6 protein-coding genes are annotated in these 23,212 nt (G+C 43.6%); all 6 read left to right on the top strand.

All coding sequences use genetic code 11. From position 1 onward, the window contains the following. Positions 1-64 precede the first annotated feature (64 nt). The 6 genes from IRB79_RS27945 (at position 65) to IRB79_RS27920 (ending at position 23,191) form a co-directional block, all read left to right on the top strand. Positions 65-502, top strand: a complete 438-nt coding sequence (locus IRB79_RS27945; RefSeq protein WP_243509956.1) for a tail chaperonin — start codon at positions 65-67, stop codon at positions 500-502. 50 nt (positions 503-552) lie between these two features. Continuing rightward, entirely contained in the window at positions 553-1,125 is a 573-nt protein-coding gene (locus IRB79_RS27940; protein ID WP_243509953.1) for a tail chaperonin, read from the top strand. A 15-nt stretch (positions 1,126-1,140) separates the two neighbouring features. Continuing rightward, positions 1,141-7,575, top strand: coding sequence for a hypothetical protein (locus IRB79_RS27935; protein WP_243509951.1), 6,435 nt, complete (start codon positions 1,141-1,143; stop codon positions 7,573-7,575). Positions 7,576-7,632: 57 nt separating this feature from the next. Beyond that, positions 7,633-14,883: a hypothetical protein gene (locus IRB79_RS27930; RefSeq protein WP_243509948.1), complete on the top strand. Its 7,251-nt coding sequence runs from the start codon at positions 7,633-7,635 to the stop codon at positions 14,881-14,883. A gap of 64 nt (positions 14,884-14,947) precedes the next feature. Continuing rightward, positions 14,948-22,204, top strand: coding sequence for a nuclease (locus IRB79_RS27925; protein WP_243509945.1), 7,257 nt, complete (start codon positions 14,948-14,950; stop codon positions 22,202-22,204). Between the two features lie 291 nt (positions 22,205-22,495). Next, positions 22,496-23,191 (top strand): hypothetical protein, encoded by a 696-nt coding sequence (locus IRB79_RS27920; RefSeq protein WP_243509943.1) that lies wholly within the window; start codon positions 22,496-22,498, stop codon positions 23,189-23,191. The last annotated feature ends 21 nt before the right edge of the window (positions 23,192-23,212 follow it).

Genomic DNA, 23,212 nt, shown 5'->3' with positions numbered 1-23,212 from the left:
CTTATTGACATAACGTTATTACGGTTAACCAACAAGAAGAGATCAAGAGGAGGAAACACCCAAGATGAAAAGAGAAGAAGAGTTATTCGTGGAAGACATCCAAGGAGATGGCGTATCCACTGTAAATGTGGCAGAAGAAATCACTGAAGAAGACCCAGCGATGGCTGAACAGGAGATTTTCCCTGGAGGACCTACTCACGATGACCTTGAAAAGTGGAAAGGCCAATATAATGGCGAAGTCTACTTAACTGAATTTGACGATGAAAACATATTTGTATGGCGCCCAATTAAGCGTAAAGAATACAAGGATATCGCAAAAATCCAAAACGCAGACCAGTTTTATAAAGAGGAACGTATTTGTGAAAAATCCGTTCTGTTCCCAGCAAAATACAGCTTCATGCATATGAGTGCCGGAAAAGCTGGAATTCCAACTCTTCTAAGCGAATTAATCCTTGAGAAAAGTGGGTTTGTGGCAAAAACAGGCGCTATGCGCTTAAGCTAACAGCTAAGGAGGCGTAAATCGCCTCCTATTTTTATTGAGGAGGGAATTGTATGCTGATTGATCCGAGTTTGCTTGAGGACGATAGGGTGGATGAACTCCCCTTTGAGTTTGAGAACTATGAGGATGAAGTAGCTTTTAAGGAACAGCTTCGGCAATGGCATGAAACATACGGCTCTATCTTTATGACTGAAATCAATGAAGTGGCTTTCTTTTTTAGGGCTTTAACCAGAAAAGAAATGGAGATTGCCAAAGAAGTCTATAAGGACGATTACGAAAGAACGGAATATATATGCAAAGTCTGTGTCATCGAGCCCCAAATCGATGATTATTCTTTAGATATTTTTGCTGGTGTGCCGGAAGTATTATGCCGGGCCATCCTCGAGGAATCTGGCTATACAGATGCCCAGAAAATCAAAATCATGATTGCCAGATGGGAAAAACAGATGGAGGATGTAGAAAATCAGCTTCCGCTTGTGATAAAGGAAGCCTTCCACGATATTCCGCTGGAAGAAATAGAGGCATGGCCAATGGAAAAGATTACGGAGTATTATGTGAAAGCTAAATGGCTTCTTGAAAACATCCGGGGTCTTAGCCTGGTAAGTTCAGAAGAAACGCAAGAATAAAGGCGGTGAGGAATAATGGCTGAAAAGCGCGAAGATAAAGGGAGTCTGCTGGAATCCACTGTTAAAGCCGGCGCAGCTGTTGGGGGAGGAATAGTGGCTTATCGTAATCGTGCAGCACTTGCACGAAGACTTTCAGAAGCCACTTCTGGTGCGACTCTGACGACCAGCAGGATGCTCGGTCAAGATACGAGGGCAATGAATGCTTTATCAGATATTCGCACCTTAATGGGGGGCGTTTCAGATGCGCTGGGAGACAACCCATCTGTTATAAGGACTGTCAGGGCAGGGTTTGACCGAAATATTCAGGACGAGATGCGCCGAAACTTTGAACACTCCGTCCGGAATAATATCCAAAAAAGACATGCTCAGCTGAACCGTCCTGGTCAAAATAAAACGACGTTTGGCTCTGCGTTCTACAACCAATTCAGTAAACGGCAGACTGGCGGGCTGACAAAATTCCAATATGCGGCGACATCGCAATACAGGCAGCAGAAAATTATGGACTCCCTTCGCAAGAATGCCGTTATTCAAAAACACGGGGGAGACAGAGTCTTATCTGCCCTTGCAGATTACCATTCTACCACTAAAGGAGATGTCTTCCACTCTCCTTCAAAGCACGTTTCCGATTTTGTTAAGCAGCTTGAGGAAGGAAAATACAAGCACAAAATCTCTTTTCAGGATAAAACCATAAGAGATACTTTCCAGAAAACCCTTCACGATACCATTCAGGATTTCTCGGATTCTGCACCTAAGCTTTTTGCAAAGCATAAAGGAGATATCTCAAGGATTGCAAAGGGAATGGAAAGTGGAGCGGCTTATGGATTTATTAAGCAGGCTGTGGAATCCACTTCCCTTCTTGGAAAAGCTCTTAAAGGCAAGGGGTTTAACCCTGTAAAAGTAAGTGAGGCCATTAACTGGGATGAAGCAAGAAAGCGCCAGCATGGGTTACTTATCGACGATATAGATTACAAGAACAATAAGGTAACAGTCGATGTAACGAAGGAAATGCAAAAATTCCTGGATCGGAATCGCTATGATAAGGACTTAAACAACCTCTTAAGACAAAAAGGAATCAACTTTGATTTTAATGATATGGTCATTGACCCTTATCTGCTGTCCCACAAAGGGACGGGGGAAGTGCTGGATAACCGGCATTTAAGGGAAGGGATTGGGAATGCCCTTGATTTTGCCCAGGAATCATGGAAGGTTCCATTTATAAACATCAACCCCCTTGACCTAACCCCGTGGCAGGCATTCCGCTCCGGAAAAATGAAGGAAGGGCTCCATGTCCTTAATGTAGGTACTACACAGGGATTTCTTAGAAATTTAAATGGCCAGACCTTTGAAGATGTATCAAAAGCCACTCAGGAAGGCGCTATTAGGAATCCTCTTAATAACAGCAGCCACTTCTATACTGGGGGAAATGTATTCCGCTTTACCGAACAGGGTGGTCTGCAGCTAATTGATGAAAATCTATACATCGCCCCTCAGTTTGGCGCATTCTCCCGTATGCACAAAAACATGATCAACTACAGTGAGCTCGAAAAAACGGATGATCGTAGTTGGCTTAAAAAAGCTTTCGATATTGGCCACCAAGAGGGTGACAGTCATGCAACTACCTATAAAAAGGCATGGAATAAGCTGTCAGATCCTAATTATGGTCCGAATGCGTTAAGAAGCCTTGCTTATGACCTTCAGCTTGCAAGACCTGAAGAACAGGCGGATAGGGTTAGGGACGTTTATGGAATCCTCCGTTCAGGAATTGAAAGAAGTGCTACCGGGTTAAACAGAGAAGCAGCAGAAGTGCTTGCACCTCATGTGAACAGAGTATTGGGAAGCGTAAAAGTAAACGGGGAATCCTTTGACTTCTCCCGCTTGTCTGATGACAGTTACTTGGTAGAAGCCCTGGTTGCCTTCAATAAGGAGTTTGACAGCAATTCAAACCTTTCCCTTTATAAGGAGCTTAGTCGCTCCTCCCACTACAATAGCTTAGCAGAACGGGAATCTGCTATTGTAAAGGACCCATCCGTTAACGCAATAAAGAAATGGGCAAAAGCTTATATCGATGATCCAGAAGGCACAATGTCCTCAAGGGACGTAGCCGTTCAAAGAAAACTGCCAAGCCCGCTTGCAATGATGGTTCCATTCCTTGGGGAAGATGAAACACTTACTCCGGCTGCAGATAATATCAGGAGGGCCTTTCATCAATATGCACTTAGGGCATTAGACAACGAAGCGGTTGATTTCGCTCCTGAACTGGCAAAGAGCGGGGAGCGAAGGAGAAGTTCTTTAGCGTATCTGATCGATGCCAGGGAAAAAGGTGTTATTTCTGATGCCGATGTTAAGGCAGCCAAAGACCTTGAACTTCTAACAGACCTTCAAAGCTATGAAAACATATTTGAGGAAAAACTGCGTCCTTATGAAGCAAAAACCTTCCTTGACGATGTGCTCCGTTTCAACGGGCCCGCTACAGCTTTCGATGAAACAGCAATGATGTATGCCGGTTCCCCAGAACTGACCGCTCTTGGATTTGACCTTCAGGAAGGTATTCTAAGAGCCCAGCCAAAGTGGGGAAGGGCTCCTGAGCCTAAAACACCTGCAGTAAATGGTGCCGACTTCATCATTATGAGAAAATCCCAAATGGCTGACCAGGTTAAGCAGCAGCTTTCCCAAATCAATTTTGGTCTCCTTACACGTCCAGTAGACGATGCTTGGGATGTGGCGATTAATGCAGAAATGTTTGCGCGGGATGCTGTGTCCAATGTGCTTTCTGCCGGAAAGGTTGCTGCGAGGGAATTATTCGCAGGAAGGCGTGCAAATGGCGACAGCTTAGAAAATGTCACGACTACAACAGCTATTATGTATGGGCTGGCAGAGCGATTAGATAACCAATTCACAAACTTTGGGCTTGGGTTATCAAGGCAAAATCTTGGTTCTTTCCAAAGCATCATAGGAAACCAATATCTCCGCAGGATCGCTATGCCTTATATGGCTTATCAGCAAGCTGTTTACTTCGATGGCTTAACAGGAGACACGATCAGTGATACCGCTGCAGATGCCTATGTGAATACACATGAGACCATTGCAATGGCCAAAGACTTACTTGGCATCAACAAGGCAATGCGCCCTTGGTCAAGAGTTTTCCAGAATGCCGGATTTGACCAAATGAATGAGTGGGTTGGTGTTAAGCAGCTCGACTTCATGACATTTGGCATGTTTACGGACTTCCGAAGTGCCGAACAGGTAAGGGATTACTATGAAAGCGGAGAGGATCCAGTACGTAAGAATAGATACTGGGGCGTTGGTTCTCCTACTCCATGGGCAGGTAGCGGAATTGAGTATTACCGACCAAACTGGTATCGCCAGTTAAAGTCAGATTACAAATTCACCGACACCATGTATGGAAGCGAAAGCGAATACTGGTCCAATCATTGGATGCCAACATTAACAAATCCTCTTGCTCCAATCAGGCATTTCATAACAGACCCTTATCATTATGAGAAGAAGCACGAAGCAGACAGACCATACGCCGTTACTGGCGGTTTTAGCGAAATTCAAAACATTCCGCTTGTCGGTAATTTGATTGATGGTACAGTTGGAAGAATTCTTAAGCCAAGAAGAGAACATGATGGTCTGAAGAGTGCACATAGGGAGTATCTTGCAGCCATAAATGATTATATTGACCAGCAGCGCAATCCTGCAACAGAAGGCGCGTATGTGGGAGTCTCCCAATCCGGTGGCATAACCACCTATGATAAATATGGCAGCCAAGGAACCTGGGGCGGGATAAATCCTATTGATCCTATTAACGGAATGAGCGGAAGCGGACCTACTCATGGTGCCGGAGCTGGCGTCATAAACTATGGAAACTTCCTGACAGCTGCATACAAGACTCCAGGAGCAACTGGTTCTGGAGGATATGGAACAGGCTATGGTGCCGTTGGAGCAGGTTCAGGTGCAAGTTCTGAGGAGATCAAACAGCTGCTAGCATACCAAAACTACGAACTTGCACTTCAAGGAAAAGGAACAAAGACAGCTTCATTGACCTCCATGCTTAAGCTCAATAATAAGCAGCTTGAAGGCTCTATTGGGGATATTGAAAGACTTGATAGTTTAAAAGGCATGGCGCTGGATTCATTCTACAGTGCTTCGGAATTATCCGGTATTTATGGTTTCTTGACCAAAACTGGTATGGGCTACGAAGAATCATGGCGTGGCACTACCCTGGCCTCCTCCAGTTTGATGACTTCTCCTAACCGCGCTTTCTGGGACATGAGCCTTGGCGGTATGGGTGGAGCACTTTCGGAGATTGGCCGTCGTTATGTTCCGCGTGACCCTAACAAAAACTATTATTCTCCAATACGAAATACCATGCCAGACTGGCTGCCGGGCATTGAATCTTCAGTTGACTTCCTCCATGGTGATCCATATGTAAAAATCAAGCAAGGTGAAATGAGACTTCCTGGAGAGGCATATGAAAGGTTTTACAATCTTCACCCAGACGGGACAGGTCAATACGGAATATTTGACCGCTTCCGGATTCTAGCAGATATTGACCCAGACTCCGACCAATATAAAGTAGCAAAGCATGAAGTATCCCTGCTCCGTCAATCAGGCGGCATGACTCCGGACATGGAGAAAGAATACGATGAGATCATCGACCAGGTGCGAAGCAAGGAAGACACCATGAGGTGGTACGATAAAAAATTCTCCAATGCTGAAATAGAGAAGAAGAGCGTAACAGTAACGAAGATTGTCGATGCCAATACCTTTATGGTCAGGGAATTTGATTCTCCTATTCGTCTTGCCGGTGTGAAATTAACGAAAAAGGACAATCAGGATGCCATTGATTGGTTAGGACAATTCATTAAGCCGGGAGAAAAACTGGAAATTGGCATATCTGCAAATCCTGCAGACCGCTACAACCAGGATACCTATGAAACCATGTCTGCAGTGGTATATGCGAATAAAAATGAGGAGGGGCGCTTCTGGTTTGAGACCAATAAGGGCCAATCCCTAAACGCGATCCTTGCCAACCGGACATGGAAGAACCCTGTACAGATAAAGGATAATGGAAGCTCAGCCGCAACCAATGCCATCTATTCAAGAGACATGATAACAGTCGGAAAATACATGGAGGCGCTGACGCATGATATCCTGCCGAAAGTTCCATTTGTCGGTGTATTAGCGGATAAATTCCTCCAGGTCCGAACACCAATTGAAAGCTACAGGCGCGATCAGGTTTATGGTTCAGATTGGCGTCCTTGGACGGAGCCATACCAGGCATGGATTAAGCCGATGTTGAACACAGTAGCTTCTCAGAATCCGCTCCTGGCTGGGGCGGAATTGGCTGCAATCGGGCATCTTTGGGGTAAATCAAAGAAAATGGCTGGTTTAGGCAGGGTTGGAGGTTTTGCTATTGGTGCCGGCCTTTCTTCTCTCCGGGTATTTGATGAAACCGTTGAAGGCTTTATTCCAGGTGCAGATGGGGTGTGGATACCGAAAGAGCGGGAGACGGAAAGGGAAATCAATGAATATTTTGACCGGCTTAAGTATGTAAAATACCGCGGACTTTATGAAAAGACCCGAAAGCTCGCCATGGCAGAAGAAGGTGTCGATGTTAATGAATTCTTCGACGAAGCCGAGGAAAAGGGCAGGAGAAACAAGGGGTTAAAACGTTTTTTAACCGATCAGAAAAAACTCTTGTCGTTGGCGAAAAAAACAGGTTATGGTGACTTAGAAGCCGTAGAAACAAAAATTGATGACCTTTCCAGCGGAATTGACATGATTGATTCCGATAAGGAAGCCTATCAGGCAGGCAAATATACCGCATTAGCCATCCAATACAGAAAAGAATATGAAAGTACGCTTTATGGCATGGATGGTTCAGCCGCTGATAGAACTGCGCTAATGAGAGCCCTGACTCCGAAAGAGAGGGAGTATGTTCCTCGTTTCCTTGAAACGACAAGTGCGAAGGAAAGAAAGGAGATTCTGAAGTATGTCCCGAAAGACATAAAAAGAATCCTCCAAGGATCATGGGGCATGGATGTAGATAGCAGAGAAGACATCGACAGTTATTTCAAGACCCATTACCTTCCGGAAGAAAATTGGTCTGGCTGGAATGCTGGTGTCAATCTTGATGATATAAAAATCAAGGTTATGAGAAAAGAGGGAGTTAATCCGACAAACTCTGGCTACTGGCAAAAAGACCAGGACCGAGCTGACAGGCAAGGCGAGAAAGCCATTCCAATGAACTCACTCAGCAGTTTGATCGATGTCGGAAGAATCCGTGAAGTCCTGCAGGGTGCCGGACTATCAGATGTTGATGTCCAGCTTACAAGAAACTTTGGAAATGGTCCAGGTGGAGTGAAAACCTCCATTAACGTCATGCGGGACGTTCACAAAGATGTATTAGACACCATTAATGAATCTGTCCATTCATTATTCTAAATACCGCGGCGCTCACTCTTCTTAAGGATGGGCGCCTTTATTTTTAGGAGGGATATTATGGCTAAAGCCGATATTGAAAGAGTAGAGCCCAAAAACAGAACTTTGTATCCTGTTTATGATTCAGCGGATGGCTCCTATGACATGAAGATACAAAATGAGGAAGCCCGAAGAGCCGCTAGGGAAAGACAGGAGCCTCTTGCTGCCCTCTATAACAATCTTAGTGAAGGACACCGAACGAAGACCTTGGACATATGGGAGTCTGCCAGGACACCAAACAGCTTTAACGTAAACGCACAGCAGGCACTCAACCCATTTATGAAACTTAAATCCAATCAGAATGTTGCTTTCTTTGATATAGAAGCACTTGGAACTCCTGAACATCTTAGGGTCGGAAAAGGCATTGACCTTTTCGCCGTTACCGAGCTTAGCTTTGGAGGAACACGGTTCAGTAAAGGAGAATTCGTCAAATCGAAGGAGAATATTGTCTCTATGGCAATAGCTCCAGGTAAGAAAGAATACCAGCGGATGAAGGACCAGATCCAGCTATTGAAGCAGAACCCGATGATGGGGGTCTCGCAGGATATGCACCGTACTTTGCTGGACTTGGCCAAATATTCAAATGTCAACCACTTTAAAACTGCCCAGTTTGACGGGAAAGCTTACACCTCCTTATTGGAACATAAAAGGGTGCCTTCAGCAGGAGCTGCCTTTACAAGAAAGACGATTGAGGAAATTGAGATGGGGCTTGAAAACCTCTATTCCAAAGGGACGAAATTGAGCCAAGCTATGTCCATTTTTGAAGGTCATGTTAAGAAGACAGGTTCGCTATTAGGCGGCTACAATATCCATGCCTATGACTTGCCAGCGCTTATGAGCACCGTTAAAAACAAGAGCACGAAAAGATTTCTTGAAACAGCCTCTAAAAATTCCCTCGATTTCTACCACGCTTATTCCGCTACAACAAAAAATCCTTATTCTTTAACCGGTGCCAGTCTAAGGCAGGAACATATCCACCAGTATTTATTAGGAAAAGGTGATATTAAGAGCGGAAAGCAGGCGGGAAAAGGAAAACTGCCCTCTTATCTCTATCACTTAGCTGCTGATGATATTCAGGCGAATATCGAATTAGCAGGATTCACAAACAAACACATCCAGGGATTTATCGAAGAAGCTAAGCGGACCCAAACCTACGCCTTTTCCCCTTCATCCATAAAGACCAATCCGCTTCAGGTTGGACAGGAAGTCTTTTCGTTCCAAAGTGGCATGTTTGATCCGGTTAAACAAAAGCACACACTGGTCGGAAGAATGAATGGAGATAGGATAGAGGCACGCTGGTCAAATCTTGACACCTCTCTTCCATCTAATGAACGTTTTTTTGTGAAGGAATTTCTTAAGGACGTTCTACTTCCCAACTCAGACCAAAAAGGTTTTGGGGTAAGACTTGATTCAAAGGACATAACAGGCAAAAGCATCCTGATGTTCTCCGAAACGGAAGCCGGGCTTGCTCAGCAGATTCACGGTGCATTCCTTCCAATGAATAATGAAGCGACAAAGCAGCTTAGGAACATTAAGCTGCAGGACCATGCCTTCAGAGAATATGAAAATATGTTTGACCAAAACGGCTTTAAAAAGATGAATGAGCTGTATGGTCATTTAAACAGTGCTGGAAATGCAGGTAAGGATTTTGACTGGAAGACACATATACTGAACAGGGGCGGCAGTGATGAACTGGCCATGAAGTTCCCCCATCTGGTAAACCGTCTAGAGGGAGAGAAAGAAGTTTGGGAAAATGTTATGAAGAGATTGAACCACACGGCTTTATCGGATGACCAAAAGTCCATAGCTCTCCGTCATATAAAAAATCGTTTCGATCAGCTTGGGGATAATAAAGCCTCTTTAACTGCAGAAGGCAGTAAATTCTTCAATTTTACTTTTGGCAAAGATGATGAAATGGTCTTTAATGCGAAGAATACTGAACAAATCAAGAATTCTTTCAGAAGCCTTATTAATGGTGGAAGAAGGGGAGAACGGGTTGGAAATCCTGAAAAGACTTATAAAATTGCAAGGATTGACGAACTCTCAAGCTTAATTATCAATAACTTTGGATTCTCTGCAGAAGGCCAAGAGGCTAAAAAAGTAAGGGCCATTGCAGAGGGGATGGTCCAGGAAGTGCATTCCGGCAATAAGATTGAAACAGCGCTTACGAGCATGGCCAATTTTGTTCGTGATCACGTTGAGACGAAAGGAAACAGCAGCTTTGTCCGTGAAGTAACCGACAGGGTAACGGATAAGCGGTCCAAAGCTATTAGATCTCTTATGGCTGACTTGCCAGAGGTTGTACAGGACAGCATTAATTATTCTCAATCCCATGCAAAAGCCAAAGATGCCATCAATGGCAATTCAAAGCTTAAAGAATTTCTACAGAAGCAGGATGAACATATTCATACCCTGTTCCAAAAGAACTTCGGGCTTCATAGCATGAACGATGCAAGCACCGTCAAAAAAGCCGGAAGCATGGCAGCGAAATATGAAGACCTGGTGGGGAAAATTATTTCTGCATACAGCAACGATTTCAATACGCAAATCAGATTTATGGAAGGTGGCAACCCTCTCCTGATATTGGCCGATAAGAAAAGCGGCATGAACATGAGTGAATTGAAAACGTATGAGGAGATTGTCCGAAATCCAAGGTTGGCTTCAATCGAACTTCCAAGCTTTGATGCTGACCAAAAAGTTAGGTGGGGCTCAAGCCGCAAAGCAGCTGTCATTCGTTCAGGAGTTAGAAATTCAGAAGCTTACCATAGCACAACCGTTACCGATGCCTTAAACATGATATTGGATTATTCAAAAAAGGCAAAGGAGTTGTCCCTGAAAGCTCAGGGGACAGGCCGGAGAAACCCATTTGTGGAAATTCAGCAAGGGCTTCGCTACCGCGTTAGCAGACAAGTGGACCCTGTTCCATCAAGCGCAAATAGGAAGCTTGGTTTTGAAGATGCCAATATGTTTGAACTGAGATCGGCAATTGCGGGGGAAGTGCGCTCAAGCCGCTGGGATGTCACAGGTTTTGCTGAATTGTGGTATAGGCGAAATCAAAGCAGACTTGGTTTTAATAAAACGGTCGATGACATTGCCTCGATTGCTAAAGAAAAGGGTGTCTCTTTCTTTGATGCCATGGACAACCGGGCAAAAGGACTTGCTATAGCCGGAGGTTTGATGGAAACAGCTAAATCCATTCCGGGAGTTGGGCTGAAAGGAAGCATGTTTGGTATGAATAACCGTGCTGCTGGCATGGGTTATATTGGGACCGCTGGTGCGGATGCCCGTACTTACATGGCCCTTGGTAATTATTATTCGGATTCTGTAGAGAACCCGCATAAGACCATCAACTATCGTGCCCTTAGCCAGGAGCATGCCTCAGCCGCTTTAAAAAAGGCGGGAAAAGATGGAGATTATCGCTACAAGAACAGTTTCATTTCTTCTGCTGCACATGAAGCTCTTGAAAGAAATAATGAGTGGCGCGGTTTAACCATGAAAACCGGTTACATGACAGATGAAGAAATTGCTCTTAAGCTAAAAGACGCTAAAAAAGTAAATGAATATAAGCAAATGATTGATAAATCAGATGCCCCTGAATACATGAAACGCCAAATGACCAAAGCTCTTGATATGGGCATGCTTTCAACGAGTGAAGGTCTTGCATTCATGGATTATAGACTCATGTCTGCCTTTGATGGTATAGACGAAGTTCGTATCAATGTGAAAGCGGACAGTGTGTCCTTCAACAATACGATTGAGGAAGCTATTAAAAAACAAGCCGAAAAGCAGGGAATAGAAGATTGGAAGACAAAAGGCATTAAATTCGACAAACCACTTGAAATTGATATCAGCAGCATGCTTGATAAGAACGGCAAGCTGACTGTTGGGGAATATACCATCAATAGCATGGTCACAGCTCCTATCGTTGATGAAAAACGTTTCCGCAAGGGTGATAAGGTAACCCTTCTAGGGTTTAATGCCGATGATCCTTCCTCGAGATCTCTGGTTCTTGGAAGGGAACGAAGAACAGGACATGGCTTCAAAGCTGTGACCGAGAGCGGTTTCCGTGCAACTATGGTGCCGATGCTCGGTGAAGTCATGAGTGATTTGTACGGACAAAAGGGCATTGAACAAGTCATTTCCCATCTTGGTGAAAAGAAGGGGGTAAATGACCTTGCCGGATTAATCCGTGGTTACGATACCGTCATTCGAGAAAAATACGGTGCTTCAGCCGCTGGCCACCTCAGCAAGTATTATGAGGATGTTGAAAAAACCCTTGGAATTAGAACAAAGCTTGAGAAAAATGGCCAGTATACGGTTGCTTCCGACTTTGGATTGAGCGGCCAGGAATTAAGTTATGAGGCTAGGGAGCAATTTTCAGCTAATTGGCGGAAAAATCTTGGCCTGAACCGTGAAGTCTTCGGGGAATTGACAATGGCGCATGATGTATGGAATCGTCAGGGTGGATTGAATAATGCCAAGATCACGATTAAGGAAATTGAAATGCTCGACCGTTCTTACCGCTCCACAAAATTGGCTAAGCCTGGTGAATCATCCGCCCATGTAGATTGGCTTCGTGAGACAGTTTACGGTGCAGGTACTACAGGGGAGATAAAAGCGCAGCAGAAAGTCTTCAGTGAAACCGTGAAAGCTGCCCTTAATCATGATAAAGGATGGACACCGAAAGCGGGAGATGCTGTTATTGATTATACGAGCGATGGAATGGGAATCATGACGGACGTGAATGCACAATTAAAAGATGGTGTTCTTCATGTCAGCAAGGATTCATTCGAACAGATTCCAATGAAATCCGCTCATAATCAGATGTTTACTGTAGGAGATTATGCAAAAACGGTCCTTAATGCCGGAGCAGTGAACTACAACCTCAAAGCCGGAGGTCAGGGAGAAAAGCTTCAAAAGTTCCTCTTAAGGAATAATGGCACAGCTTATATGAAGCTCCCTGAATTTGCAGCCAATCAGTATATCCCGCTTATTGATGTAGATTCCATGAAGCTCCCAAGCGATATGAGGCAGGATGACAAAGTGCAGTTCCTTGATTCTGTTAAAGGGCATTATGCTAAAATCGCCAGAAAGATGGATGAGTATAATTCCACTTTTGTTACAAACAAGTTTTCGGAAGAGCAAGTTGCAAAAGCTAAATCATCACTTGCAGATGAAATCAATATGGAAGCATCCAGGCTTATTCAAACGCTGGGTGACTCGACTTCAAAAGAGGGCATGTCCAGAATTATGGCCAGAAGGCTCGATAATTCCTCCCAATACCAATTTGGCGGCGTAAACCCGCTGCTTGCCTACCAAAAGGAAGATGGTAAGTGGGTGAACAAAGGGATGGCAAGGGAAGGCCACATTTACATGAATGTGGATGATGTCCGGAACCTGGTTGGGGACAATGCTGAAAACATCGCAAAATCATGGGGCGTAGACACATCCAACATTAAGTCTGATGAGATGACCGATTGGGTACTGAAGAATTGGAATAAGCATGATACGTATTCAACTGCCATCCGTTACCCTTCCATTGATACAGGTACAACCCAGTCACTCAAGCTTAAGATCAGTGAAGCGGTTGGCAACGGTCAGGTTGTCGGATTGCCAGGTATGGCTGAGCGTATATCCGGTGACTTCGACGGAGATAACATCGCAGTCATCCTATCACAATATGGCATTAAAGATGATGAACGCAGAGCGGCTGTCCTTAACGATATGGCCAGATTAAACCGAAAGGAAACGGCGAAAAACCTGAATCAAGCTGCAGAAATCATGAGTGGCCATGAAGCAAGCTTCCGATCCAGTTTGGCAAAAATCACAGGGCTTGAAGTCACTCATAAAGACATTGTTACTGCCTCGGAGCAATTCTTCTCCGGTTCAGAAAACCTCACTCTTGGCAGTCTCCATGGGGACGAGGCAAGGGAGAGAATCAGGGAAGCAGTTGCAAAAACCGGCCAGTATGGCAATTGGGGCATTGCGAAGAATGGTGAATTCACAAATCTTGCATTAGAAGAGCATGAAAAGTCCGTTCTAGCCCGCTCGACGTCTACTACTATCGGAAGTGTAGATAACACCCGTATGAGAATGTCAGCTGCCTTTATGTCTCTGTCTGAGACAAAATATAAGCTTTTCAACCAGGCAGAGGGTGCCCTTAAATACACCCAAGATGATTATGTTCGTGAAACAGCAATTGTCGATGAATTTTTGCGTGAATACTCACAGAAATCCATTTCAGCCAAAAAAGTGGAAGGGTCTGCGCTAACTTCTGAAGAAGTCATGAAAGACCTCTACGCTATGATTGACAAGGTTAATAATCCGAGCAATAACCTTGATTATGGTCAGGCTGCCGCTGATTTAGCAGATAGAGGACTCTTCAAGAATAAGCCGTTCCTTGAAATCGGGGATGGAGAGGTCTATAGAGGATCCCGAGAAAGCTTTATGAAAACAGCTTTAGAGTTGTTAGGCGGGGCAGAAGAGACTTTCGGCAGCATGGGTGTTAACGGAAACCGGCAGTCAAGCTTAATGATGTTTGCTTCCCAGGGTATTGGATTCGATAAACTATCCAATGTAGTTCGGACAGGTGAGCACCTTCCAGGAACGGAAGGGGCAGGCTACCTGAACCGCGTCGCCAAAGAACTTGGATATGAATCCATGGATGCCCACAGAGAAAGTCTTGAAAAGGCCGTTTTCAGAGCACATACCAGCAGGCTAAACAACATTACGGACCGCTTTGAGGATTCGGGAAATGTAATGGAAATCATGAATGGCCAAAGCCGAAATCCAGGTATACTTCCAAACAGCGAAGTCCCTGTTTATAGAACCATCCGTGATCAAATGGACAACACCCTTGCGGAGATAGCCACACAGGCAAAGGCAAAATTCAGCGGAAGCGCAGCTGGAGTTTTGGGAGTGGCAACAGCTGGATTTGCGTCCCTATGGGCAACGAATGCAGCTATGAAAGGTGCTCCTACACCGGAAGGTCTGCAGGAAATGGCACCCGTGGCACCTGAGACACTTGGTGCTCCGACAGCCCGTGTCGCACAGAATGATAATGGGGAATACCTCAATATCAGGATTAATGCTAAATCAGCCCAGCGCATGAGCAGTAATGATATCGCCGCTTTGATCAACAATGAAGTAATGGCAATGTCCAACATGAAGATGGCTACAAACGTCAATGTAAATGACAATTCCAAGCAAATTGACCGCAAGTGGTTGGAAAATCAGGTTGCAAATGCCATGAATAAGGGTTACGCATATTAGTAGGGAAAAGAGAGTTAACGATTCCGTTAGCTCTTTTCCTTTTATTAGACAAGAGGTGAAAAGGATGAAGGAAAAAATATTAATTACCTCTCTTTCCAGATTGAGCAAAGACTCACCATGGCGAGTAGGTGTTTACCTGGATGATGGATATACGTTTTTTCATGCAGGAAATAATGGCAAAGTGGCCACGAGCCCCCGTTTTCATTTGTTCCTGTCCGAAATAGAAAAGAAAGTAAGCCGGTACCCTGTTGAAATAGGATTCCACCATCTTACTGAGTTCAGGGATATGGAAATTACCAAAATACGTGAACAAATTGTCTATGTGGATTGCGGTTTTGAAGCTAAGCGCCTGGTTCGGGCAGGGCGGTACCGCTATGAAAAAGAAGTGTTCAGTTCCCCGCTGTCTATTGGTCCAAAAGCCGAAATCCAGGGGGAAACCATCAACGAAGCAAACTCAATGTTCAAATCGATGGCAGAAACAGAGAGTATTCCTTCTACCACTATGGATTACATTGCTATCGCAAAAGTAATGAAAATTCATGATGGCGATACAATAAGAGCTTCAATTGTCTCAACGACGGACCTTCTCAGCGGATATGGAATCAATGAGGGTTCCGAGATCGAAGTCCGATACAACGGAATTGATGCAGCCGAGTATGATCCAGAGAAGAAGGATGAGTATAAATCATCAAAAAATAAGCGATATGCAGACATCTACGGGTTAAAAACAGAAGACATGTTTGAGGTGGCCAGTGAAGCCTTGGCATACAATAAAAAACTTCTTAAATACAGCGAGAACGGAACTGCATTGGTTGTCCTTCATTTTGACCGAGCAAAGGATGGAGATCAGCCGAGCTTGGATTACTATGGAAACCGATATATTTGCGACCTCTATGCTACCGCTGAGAAAAACCCTGCACCCATAAAGGACAAAATCAAAAGAGGCAGTTCCTTTGTTCATGTAAACAAATCCATGCTTGTAGAACAATCAAAGAAGTTCACCCATGTTCCATTAGCAAACTTTGAATTTGACGATGCCCTTAAAGGCTCAAGCATCTTAAATCCATACAGCTGGATACACGAGTTGAACATAAAGGTCTTTGATTCAGGTGATGATAACCGGCAGGGGATGTCCCATCCGGACAGAACCTTAGAGCCTAATGTAGAAGGAGATCCCGTCAGTCTCCCTGACAGTGAGCTGAATACAGATACTCTCCTATTTGCGAATGGTGAGGACGAAAAGCCAAACAATCACAATTTCTTCAAAGCTTATGATGATCGCGTGAAAGAATTCCTTAAAGGGATACAAACGGAAGATGACTTAAAGCTGCATTCAAAAGTAAGGATTGGGGATGTCATCCTGACAATTCCACCAGTGGCAATTGATGTGGACAAAACCTCAAATATCTCCCGGGTCAAAACACTCCGCACGAAATCATCCGTTTTAGTCAATCGTGGGCAAACCCTCACTACTTTAAAAATGGACCTTTACTTTCATGATATTGAGAACATTAACGGTAAGCTTATCCCTAGAAAAGCCGGAGATAAAGAGAATTTCCTTGAAGTTGATGGGCTAAGACCGCTTCTGGCTCAATTTGCCAAAACACCTTTCGTTCCTATCGACAACTATTATATTAATGAGGTAATTGGTGTACAGGATGTCGGCTTGATGGACATTGAGGTATCAACTGTCCCTAATTTCCCTGAATCTCTTACAGCTACGCTGACACTTGTAGAATTCAACTCTGAGGCTTATCTAATGGATCATAGCAGCCTTAATGAATCTATCAGCTACCCTTTAATGCGTTGGTATTATAATCAGGCCCTTGTAGAGCGTGAAGAAAAACACCGTTACTTTAAGCGTCTGGAAGGCCCCATTAAAAATGAGTTGTCCTTTACTCTAGCAGATGAAGAATTTTTGGAGCAGCGAAGGGAAGCCATCAACTGGATGAAGAATGCGGATTCTCCAGAGAAACACCGTATCGATTTGAAGAAGAGCCTTCAATTCCAAAGCAAGGAACAGGATTCAGAAACTGCCAAAAAACTTCTCCGAGAATATCAAGTTTATAAGGATGCCAATATTAAAGACTATTCGGTCATTGATTATTTCGGCAAGAAAGATGGGTTTTTCTGGGATGTAGTCAAATATCTTAAAGATAAATATCCTATTAAGAGTGAAACAGCTGAAAATGCAGTTATCGCTGGTGAGGAAATATTCTCCGAGATGTATGACAATGATTTTAAAGAAGAGTGGGAGAAGCTGACTCAGCAAAAGAATATCTTTATTCCTTATGAGAGCAGGGTGTTCTATAAAGAAAGATTTGAATGGAATGACCTGACGGATTTCTTTGAGAGGTCCAATGAAACTCCTCCGGTAGATTACAATGAATCTCCTTACATCAATCGGCAGAAGCAGGGGATAATCATTCTGGCGAAAATGAAAAGTGTTGAAAATCAGCGGACCATGGAATCTTTCTTCAAACGCTATTTCAATGAGGATAAGGGAGTTTTCTATATCCCGGGTACAGCAGCTAATTTTGAAGTCCTAAAGAAAATCGCTTCCGGCGCAGACAATATGCTTGAAACGGCTGATAAATATGAAGAAGAGTTCAATAAGAGAATGCGCATTATTGAAGCAAGTGAGCTCGGTGTGAAAATGAACGATTTCGAAATCAAAGGACACCTTATTCCGCTTTCTGTAAATGCCCGTTTTTCAAATGAGTTCAGCAGTGGGCATGTATTGGCCGGGGAAGCACCGACGCTTCAATACTTGGGTGGAGGAGATCCGTATCTTGATATTGTTCTGGAGATGGACGAAGATGCAGCTCAGGATTTCAGCAGGCTAATCCGTAAATCCGATGAATACGCCAAGCAATACGCACAAGGCATTACGAATGGCTACCTTGGCGTTAAGAACGATCTGGCTCAGCTATTCGGCATCAGGCACATCATGTTCCAAAGTGTAAGAATAAGCACAGTCCCTGGTTTCCCCGGAAGATTCCACGTTATGATTTCAGCTATCGGCTTTGATAAGACTCAACGGCAGAGAGAAGAACTGAAAGCCTTGCCAGGGAATGCAAAGCATATGGACCTGGAAATGTTAAAGGCACATAAGAATGCATTTGCGAATGACCGTATGATTGAAGCTAGGCTGAGAAAATTGGAGGTTTATCCCGACCTTGAACTTCCGACCTATGAAGAGGTTAACGCTATCCTTCCTCACCTGGATGCCGGAATCAAGACATATAAAAATTTAACCAACGGAATTTATGTGGACCCGGACTTCTATTTTTCTACCCTTACGACATTCCGTGAAAATGTAGAAAAGATGTATGGAGAGAGCCATCAGATGAACATGTTTGATGCTGCAGGTGTTGCTGCTTATACTAGCAGCGGGGATATCAACAAACTCTTTAATACAACAGAAGCCGATTGGGGCATCCTGGAGGAAATGCAAAAGACAGATGGGGTAGAGCCGCTAAATTGGGTTTTTAATTGGTCTAAAGAAGAAGAAGGCGAAGCTAATCCTAGTCAGTCAGCTGGCCAGCAAATGGCTTCGGAAGCTGCGCAGGCTAATTATAAAAATCCGGAATTGAAAACATTCCTGACGAAGACCAGTGACGATGGAACGCCTGTATTCTATTCTTTCCCTACAAAGGCCGAATGGCAAAAACTTTTCCCGAATTATAGCTATGAAGAGTTTAAAAGCGAGCCAACACCAAGTGAGGACAAAATCTACAACCACCTCAATACCCTCGTTGATAAATACTTCTCCAAATATTATTCTGCTAAAAACTTCATTGAGGACTGCAAAGGGGACATGAAAGATGCGGATAAATCCCTCAAACAAGTTTCCTATACTCCAGCAGAAGAATTCTATTCCATGGTTTTCGACATGCATTACAGCATGGGCTCAACAGTATCCTGGAGGGTTGACCAGCTAATCAAGAAAGAAAAGATTGTTAAACCAAAGAAACAGGACTTCATTAAAGCAAAAGCATTTTACAAGGCGGATAAAAAGCCGACGAAAGAACGCTTTATGACCATGATGAAGGCATTTCTTGATAAGACAACTGGATGGAAGCATTATAAAAACAATAACCCTATGGTTTCCAAAGCCGGCCGTGCAGGAATAGCACAGGTTGACATCAGCTCAAATGGCATGTCAGTCAGTGAAGCCAAAAAGTTGATTTACAACTGGAAACATAACCTTGAGATGGCTGTTGCCCAGCTTGCTGCGTATTATGAAATGTCCCGTCATCTTGATGACAATTTGGAAAACTTTGAAGTATATTGCCGTCCATGGGATGCCATGTTTGCCTTATATGAAAATCCAAATAAAAAGGTCAAGACCTCTAAGGATATTCTGGCAAGCGACGTTGCTTCCGGAGTCATAAGCAGATTTAACCACTATGCGCAAAAACCGTTTGATACTGCAAGCGGCTTTAACCAGGCGATTTATAAAAAATATGCCGGCTTAAGCAAAGAGGAGAAAATCACAACTGGCGGAGGCAAGAAAACAGATTATGTGGAAGCCCTGCTCGAACTGGAATACTACGATTTAAAAGTACTCAAGAAGGCGGGATTGAAAGTTAATTCCGATAAGAATGGGATTAAAAAGGCAATGAAAGAACATCTTGAAACACTGAGCAAAACACAGCTTTATGATCTGTATCTCAAACACTTGAAAAAGCTTCATGACCTATTCCAGCACCAGGGGACCTACTGGGAGTGGCTCAAGCATCCTCTTCATATTGAGGACAAGAATGGCTACCTCTACTCTTACAATATGGCATCTAAGGGATACAACTTGTATTTCAGTGCCAAGGAAATGGATAAGGCAGTGGAGTCTTCACAGGCTGCAAGCGACACGAGACTCTATAATGAAGCGGATCCGCAAACCCTTTACAGGGAAATGTTCCATGATTTAAGAAGGCATGACCAGAGGGGGCGCATGGTCCGGGCCTTCCCTGGATTCCAAATGTTTATCATCCATGAAGGGGATTACTTCGGAAAATATAAATTCTGGGATAACATGTACGGCTTTAATGCAATTGAAAGTATCGACGTTCACCGCTCCAGAAAGATCGCAGCCGATACTGCTGTCATTTCAATGACAAATGTTTACTCCAACCTGACAACCCGCAGGACAGACATTGATTTCGTTGATCGCGAAGTAAAATGGTGGGATAACTACATTTGGAATGAAATCCCGCAAGATCTGATCGATAAAAAAGCCAATGAACATCACAAGACCATTTCTCTTGAAACCGGAGCCAGAATCCATTTGAGGATGGGCTATAGCGGAAACGCAAAGGACTTGCCAGTAGTGTTCAATGGAACGATTACTGAAATGGAAATAGGGGATGTCATTGATATTGTTGCTCAAGGTGACGGGGTAGAGCTTGGTAATGTCATATCAGGTGACCCGGATGATGACAATGACGGTCTTTTCTCTGTGACGGAGCCAAGAGATTTAATCTGCAGTTTAATGGGTTCTAAAGGAAGCTGGATAAAAGACTTTATGAACGGGGCCTCTGATGGACAGCTCTTCAAGAAAAACCCGTTGGGCATTATGCACTTTGGGCAGGCTTGGGACACAACAGATACTACCGCTTCCAAACCTTTAGGAAATCTGATTTGGTATAACGATGAGTATGGTGAAGTAGCTCAAAACATTTATTCCTCAAATGGTTCTCCTACTTTCTCGCAGTGGGTGCATCCAAATGGAGAAAGAAATAATATCTTTAATGACTTTACCTGGAGCAATCTGTGGGCCAATAAATTCAAGATTTTCAATCCAGGGGATGAAAAGAACGTCGTTGTTAAATTCTACAACAACACGGTTTGGGATATCATTACGACCGTTGCCAATACGTCGCCGGACTACATTGCAGCAGTGCACCCGTTTGAATTAAGGTCTACCCTATTCTTTGGAAAGCCATATTGGCGATGTGCTTTTGAATATGATTCCTACTACCAATTTGATGAATCCAACAAAACATGGACAAGGCATCTGACAAAAGAAGCAAGAAGGCCATACATGCAGCATAAGCTGTACACGTCGCACTACGATATTATCCAAAACAATATAAAGGCGAGTGAGGATAATCTCTATACCAACGTGATCGTTAACTATGATGGAAATCAGACGCCAGTGCTTTATGCAGATGCGGATATCCGTTATGACAAACACAAGACCCGTGTGGTTGAAGCAAATGTCGTTGCTAAATTTGCGGATTTCTACTCGTCAGAAGTAATGGCAACCTACTTTGGAATGTCCTCTCTTCGTGACAATATGAAGGATATGTATAAAGGTAATATCCTAGTGCTGGGGGATCCTACAGTAAAGCCTCATGATATGATGTTCCTCAATGATGATATCAATGATATTAATGGAACATGCCAGGTTAAAGCTGTAACTCACCATTTCAGTGCAGAAACAGGATTTGTAACATCGATTGAGCCTGACCTTCTCTGCGTAAATGATGACCAAATCATTTTGGAGACAGCCAAATGGTTCAACAGCTTTGCTGCTTCATTTGTGGCGGGAATGGCAACTTCCTATTTTGCCAGAAAGGGAATCAAGAATCTGAGCTCATGGCTGAGGAAGTCTCCATATTTGCCAAAGAATGTTGGAGAATGGGTTAACACAAAAGGTTTAAGGCAGGCATTAGTATTGGTTAATGACGGAACCTCGAAAGATATCCAGGCTGCTCTTGATACGCTGGATAATATCATAAAAGAAAAGGATCCGGTCAAAAAGAAAGCCCTAAACGACAGGCTTAAAAAGCACTTCCAAAACGCAATACAAAACCTTACAAAGTCCCAAGGAAAATGGGGAACTGGAACAGCCAAGACGTTATCAAGAAAGCTTGTTCTCACATCTGGTTTAAAGATGCTGACAAATGCGGATGATGTAGCAAAAGCATCCAAGAACATCATTGGTATGCTCCGAGGAGTCGCTTCAGCTACCCCGATTGGATTCATCCTGAACATGGGGTTCTGGATTGGGAGTGAAATGCTGTTCGAACATTACCGTCGATACAAGGAAAATCTTCAATGTGTGGTTGCCATGCCGCTCACATATAGAGGAAAAGAATTAACGGCCGGCATCAATAATCATGCCGGGATGGTCTATGGCGATACACCAGGTCGCTATGACAAAATGTTCGACGCTACACTCTTTCATGACGATGGAGAAGCTGAATTCTGGGGCAATGCCGGTATTGAACTATTAAACTTCCTTTCCGGTTCAGGCGGTGTCTATGCTGATCAGGAAAAGGCAAAAGAGCTTAATGAATTAGGAAAAGGACAATAAACTGAAGAAAAGAAGCTGCCGGACTTGTATTCGGCAGTTTTTTTGTGTTTTTTGTCATAAAGAATGGGCTCCTTCATACAGTATCAGTGTAAGGCAAATCAAGATAAGGAGATGACGTCAAAAGAAAGGTAAATTTATAGCTTGATATTAAGAAAAACTAAATAGGATTGGAACTCACCGGTTCCGCCTAGTAAGCATGGGTTTGGCTGGTGAGTATCCTCTCCATTGAGATATTCCTTGCCAACCCATGCTTTTTTGTATCAAAAAAATAAAAACTAAGGAGTTGGCAAGGTGGAAGATTATAATTTGAACATTAACCATGTAGAAAATTTCAATTTAAACATTAACCATGCAAATGATTTTACCGACATCATGAAACGTATTGCGGAGAATTATAAAAGGAGTTCGGAAGAAAGGATAAAATGGTCACGAGATGTCCATGATTGGGCAACGAAGCAGTGGGGTATTTACGAGGAACTTATCGAAAAAGAGTTCGGTGAACCATTACTGGTTGATGTCTTTGAAACCGTTGACATCAAAGATAAAAAGGAACGGGAATTACTTGATTGTGAAAAGTTTATCGACAATCAAATCAATGTTCATTTTCCTGGAGAAAAGAAACCGATGATGCTTACTAACGGTTATCGGGTCCTTTCAGCAAATGACAAATTTCCAACATCCATTACGATTTCAAAGGAAACCAAAACAGCGAAAAAGTTGTGTGAATATTACGGTCTGCCCAACCTGCGATATTTCACAACCGTAATCTGGGACGATTACTGCAAGCGTCCAAAAGAAGTCATTGTGGTAAAAGAGCCATTTGAACTGTTTAAAGCAATTAAATATAATCCCGACTTTGAATATTTCGAGCGGGAAACTTCTCGTTCTCACTTCATCTCAATTCCAGTAGACCAAAAAGCAATGCAGGATTTGATTGTCTTGAGAAAGGAATTAATTGAAGAAAATAAAATCTATGTAGAGCACTAAAAACAGGGGAGCCCCCCTGTT

Source organism: Cytobacillus oceanisediminis, from assembly GCF_022811925.1.
Taxonomy (GTDB): domain Bacteria; phylum Bacillota; class Bacilli; order Bacillales; family Cytobacillaceae; genus Cytobacillus; species Cytobacillus oceanisediminis_D.
The sequence above is the reverse complement of the archived record's forward strand: the minus strand, read 5'-3'. Positions and strand labels throughout refer to the sequence as shown.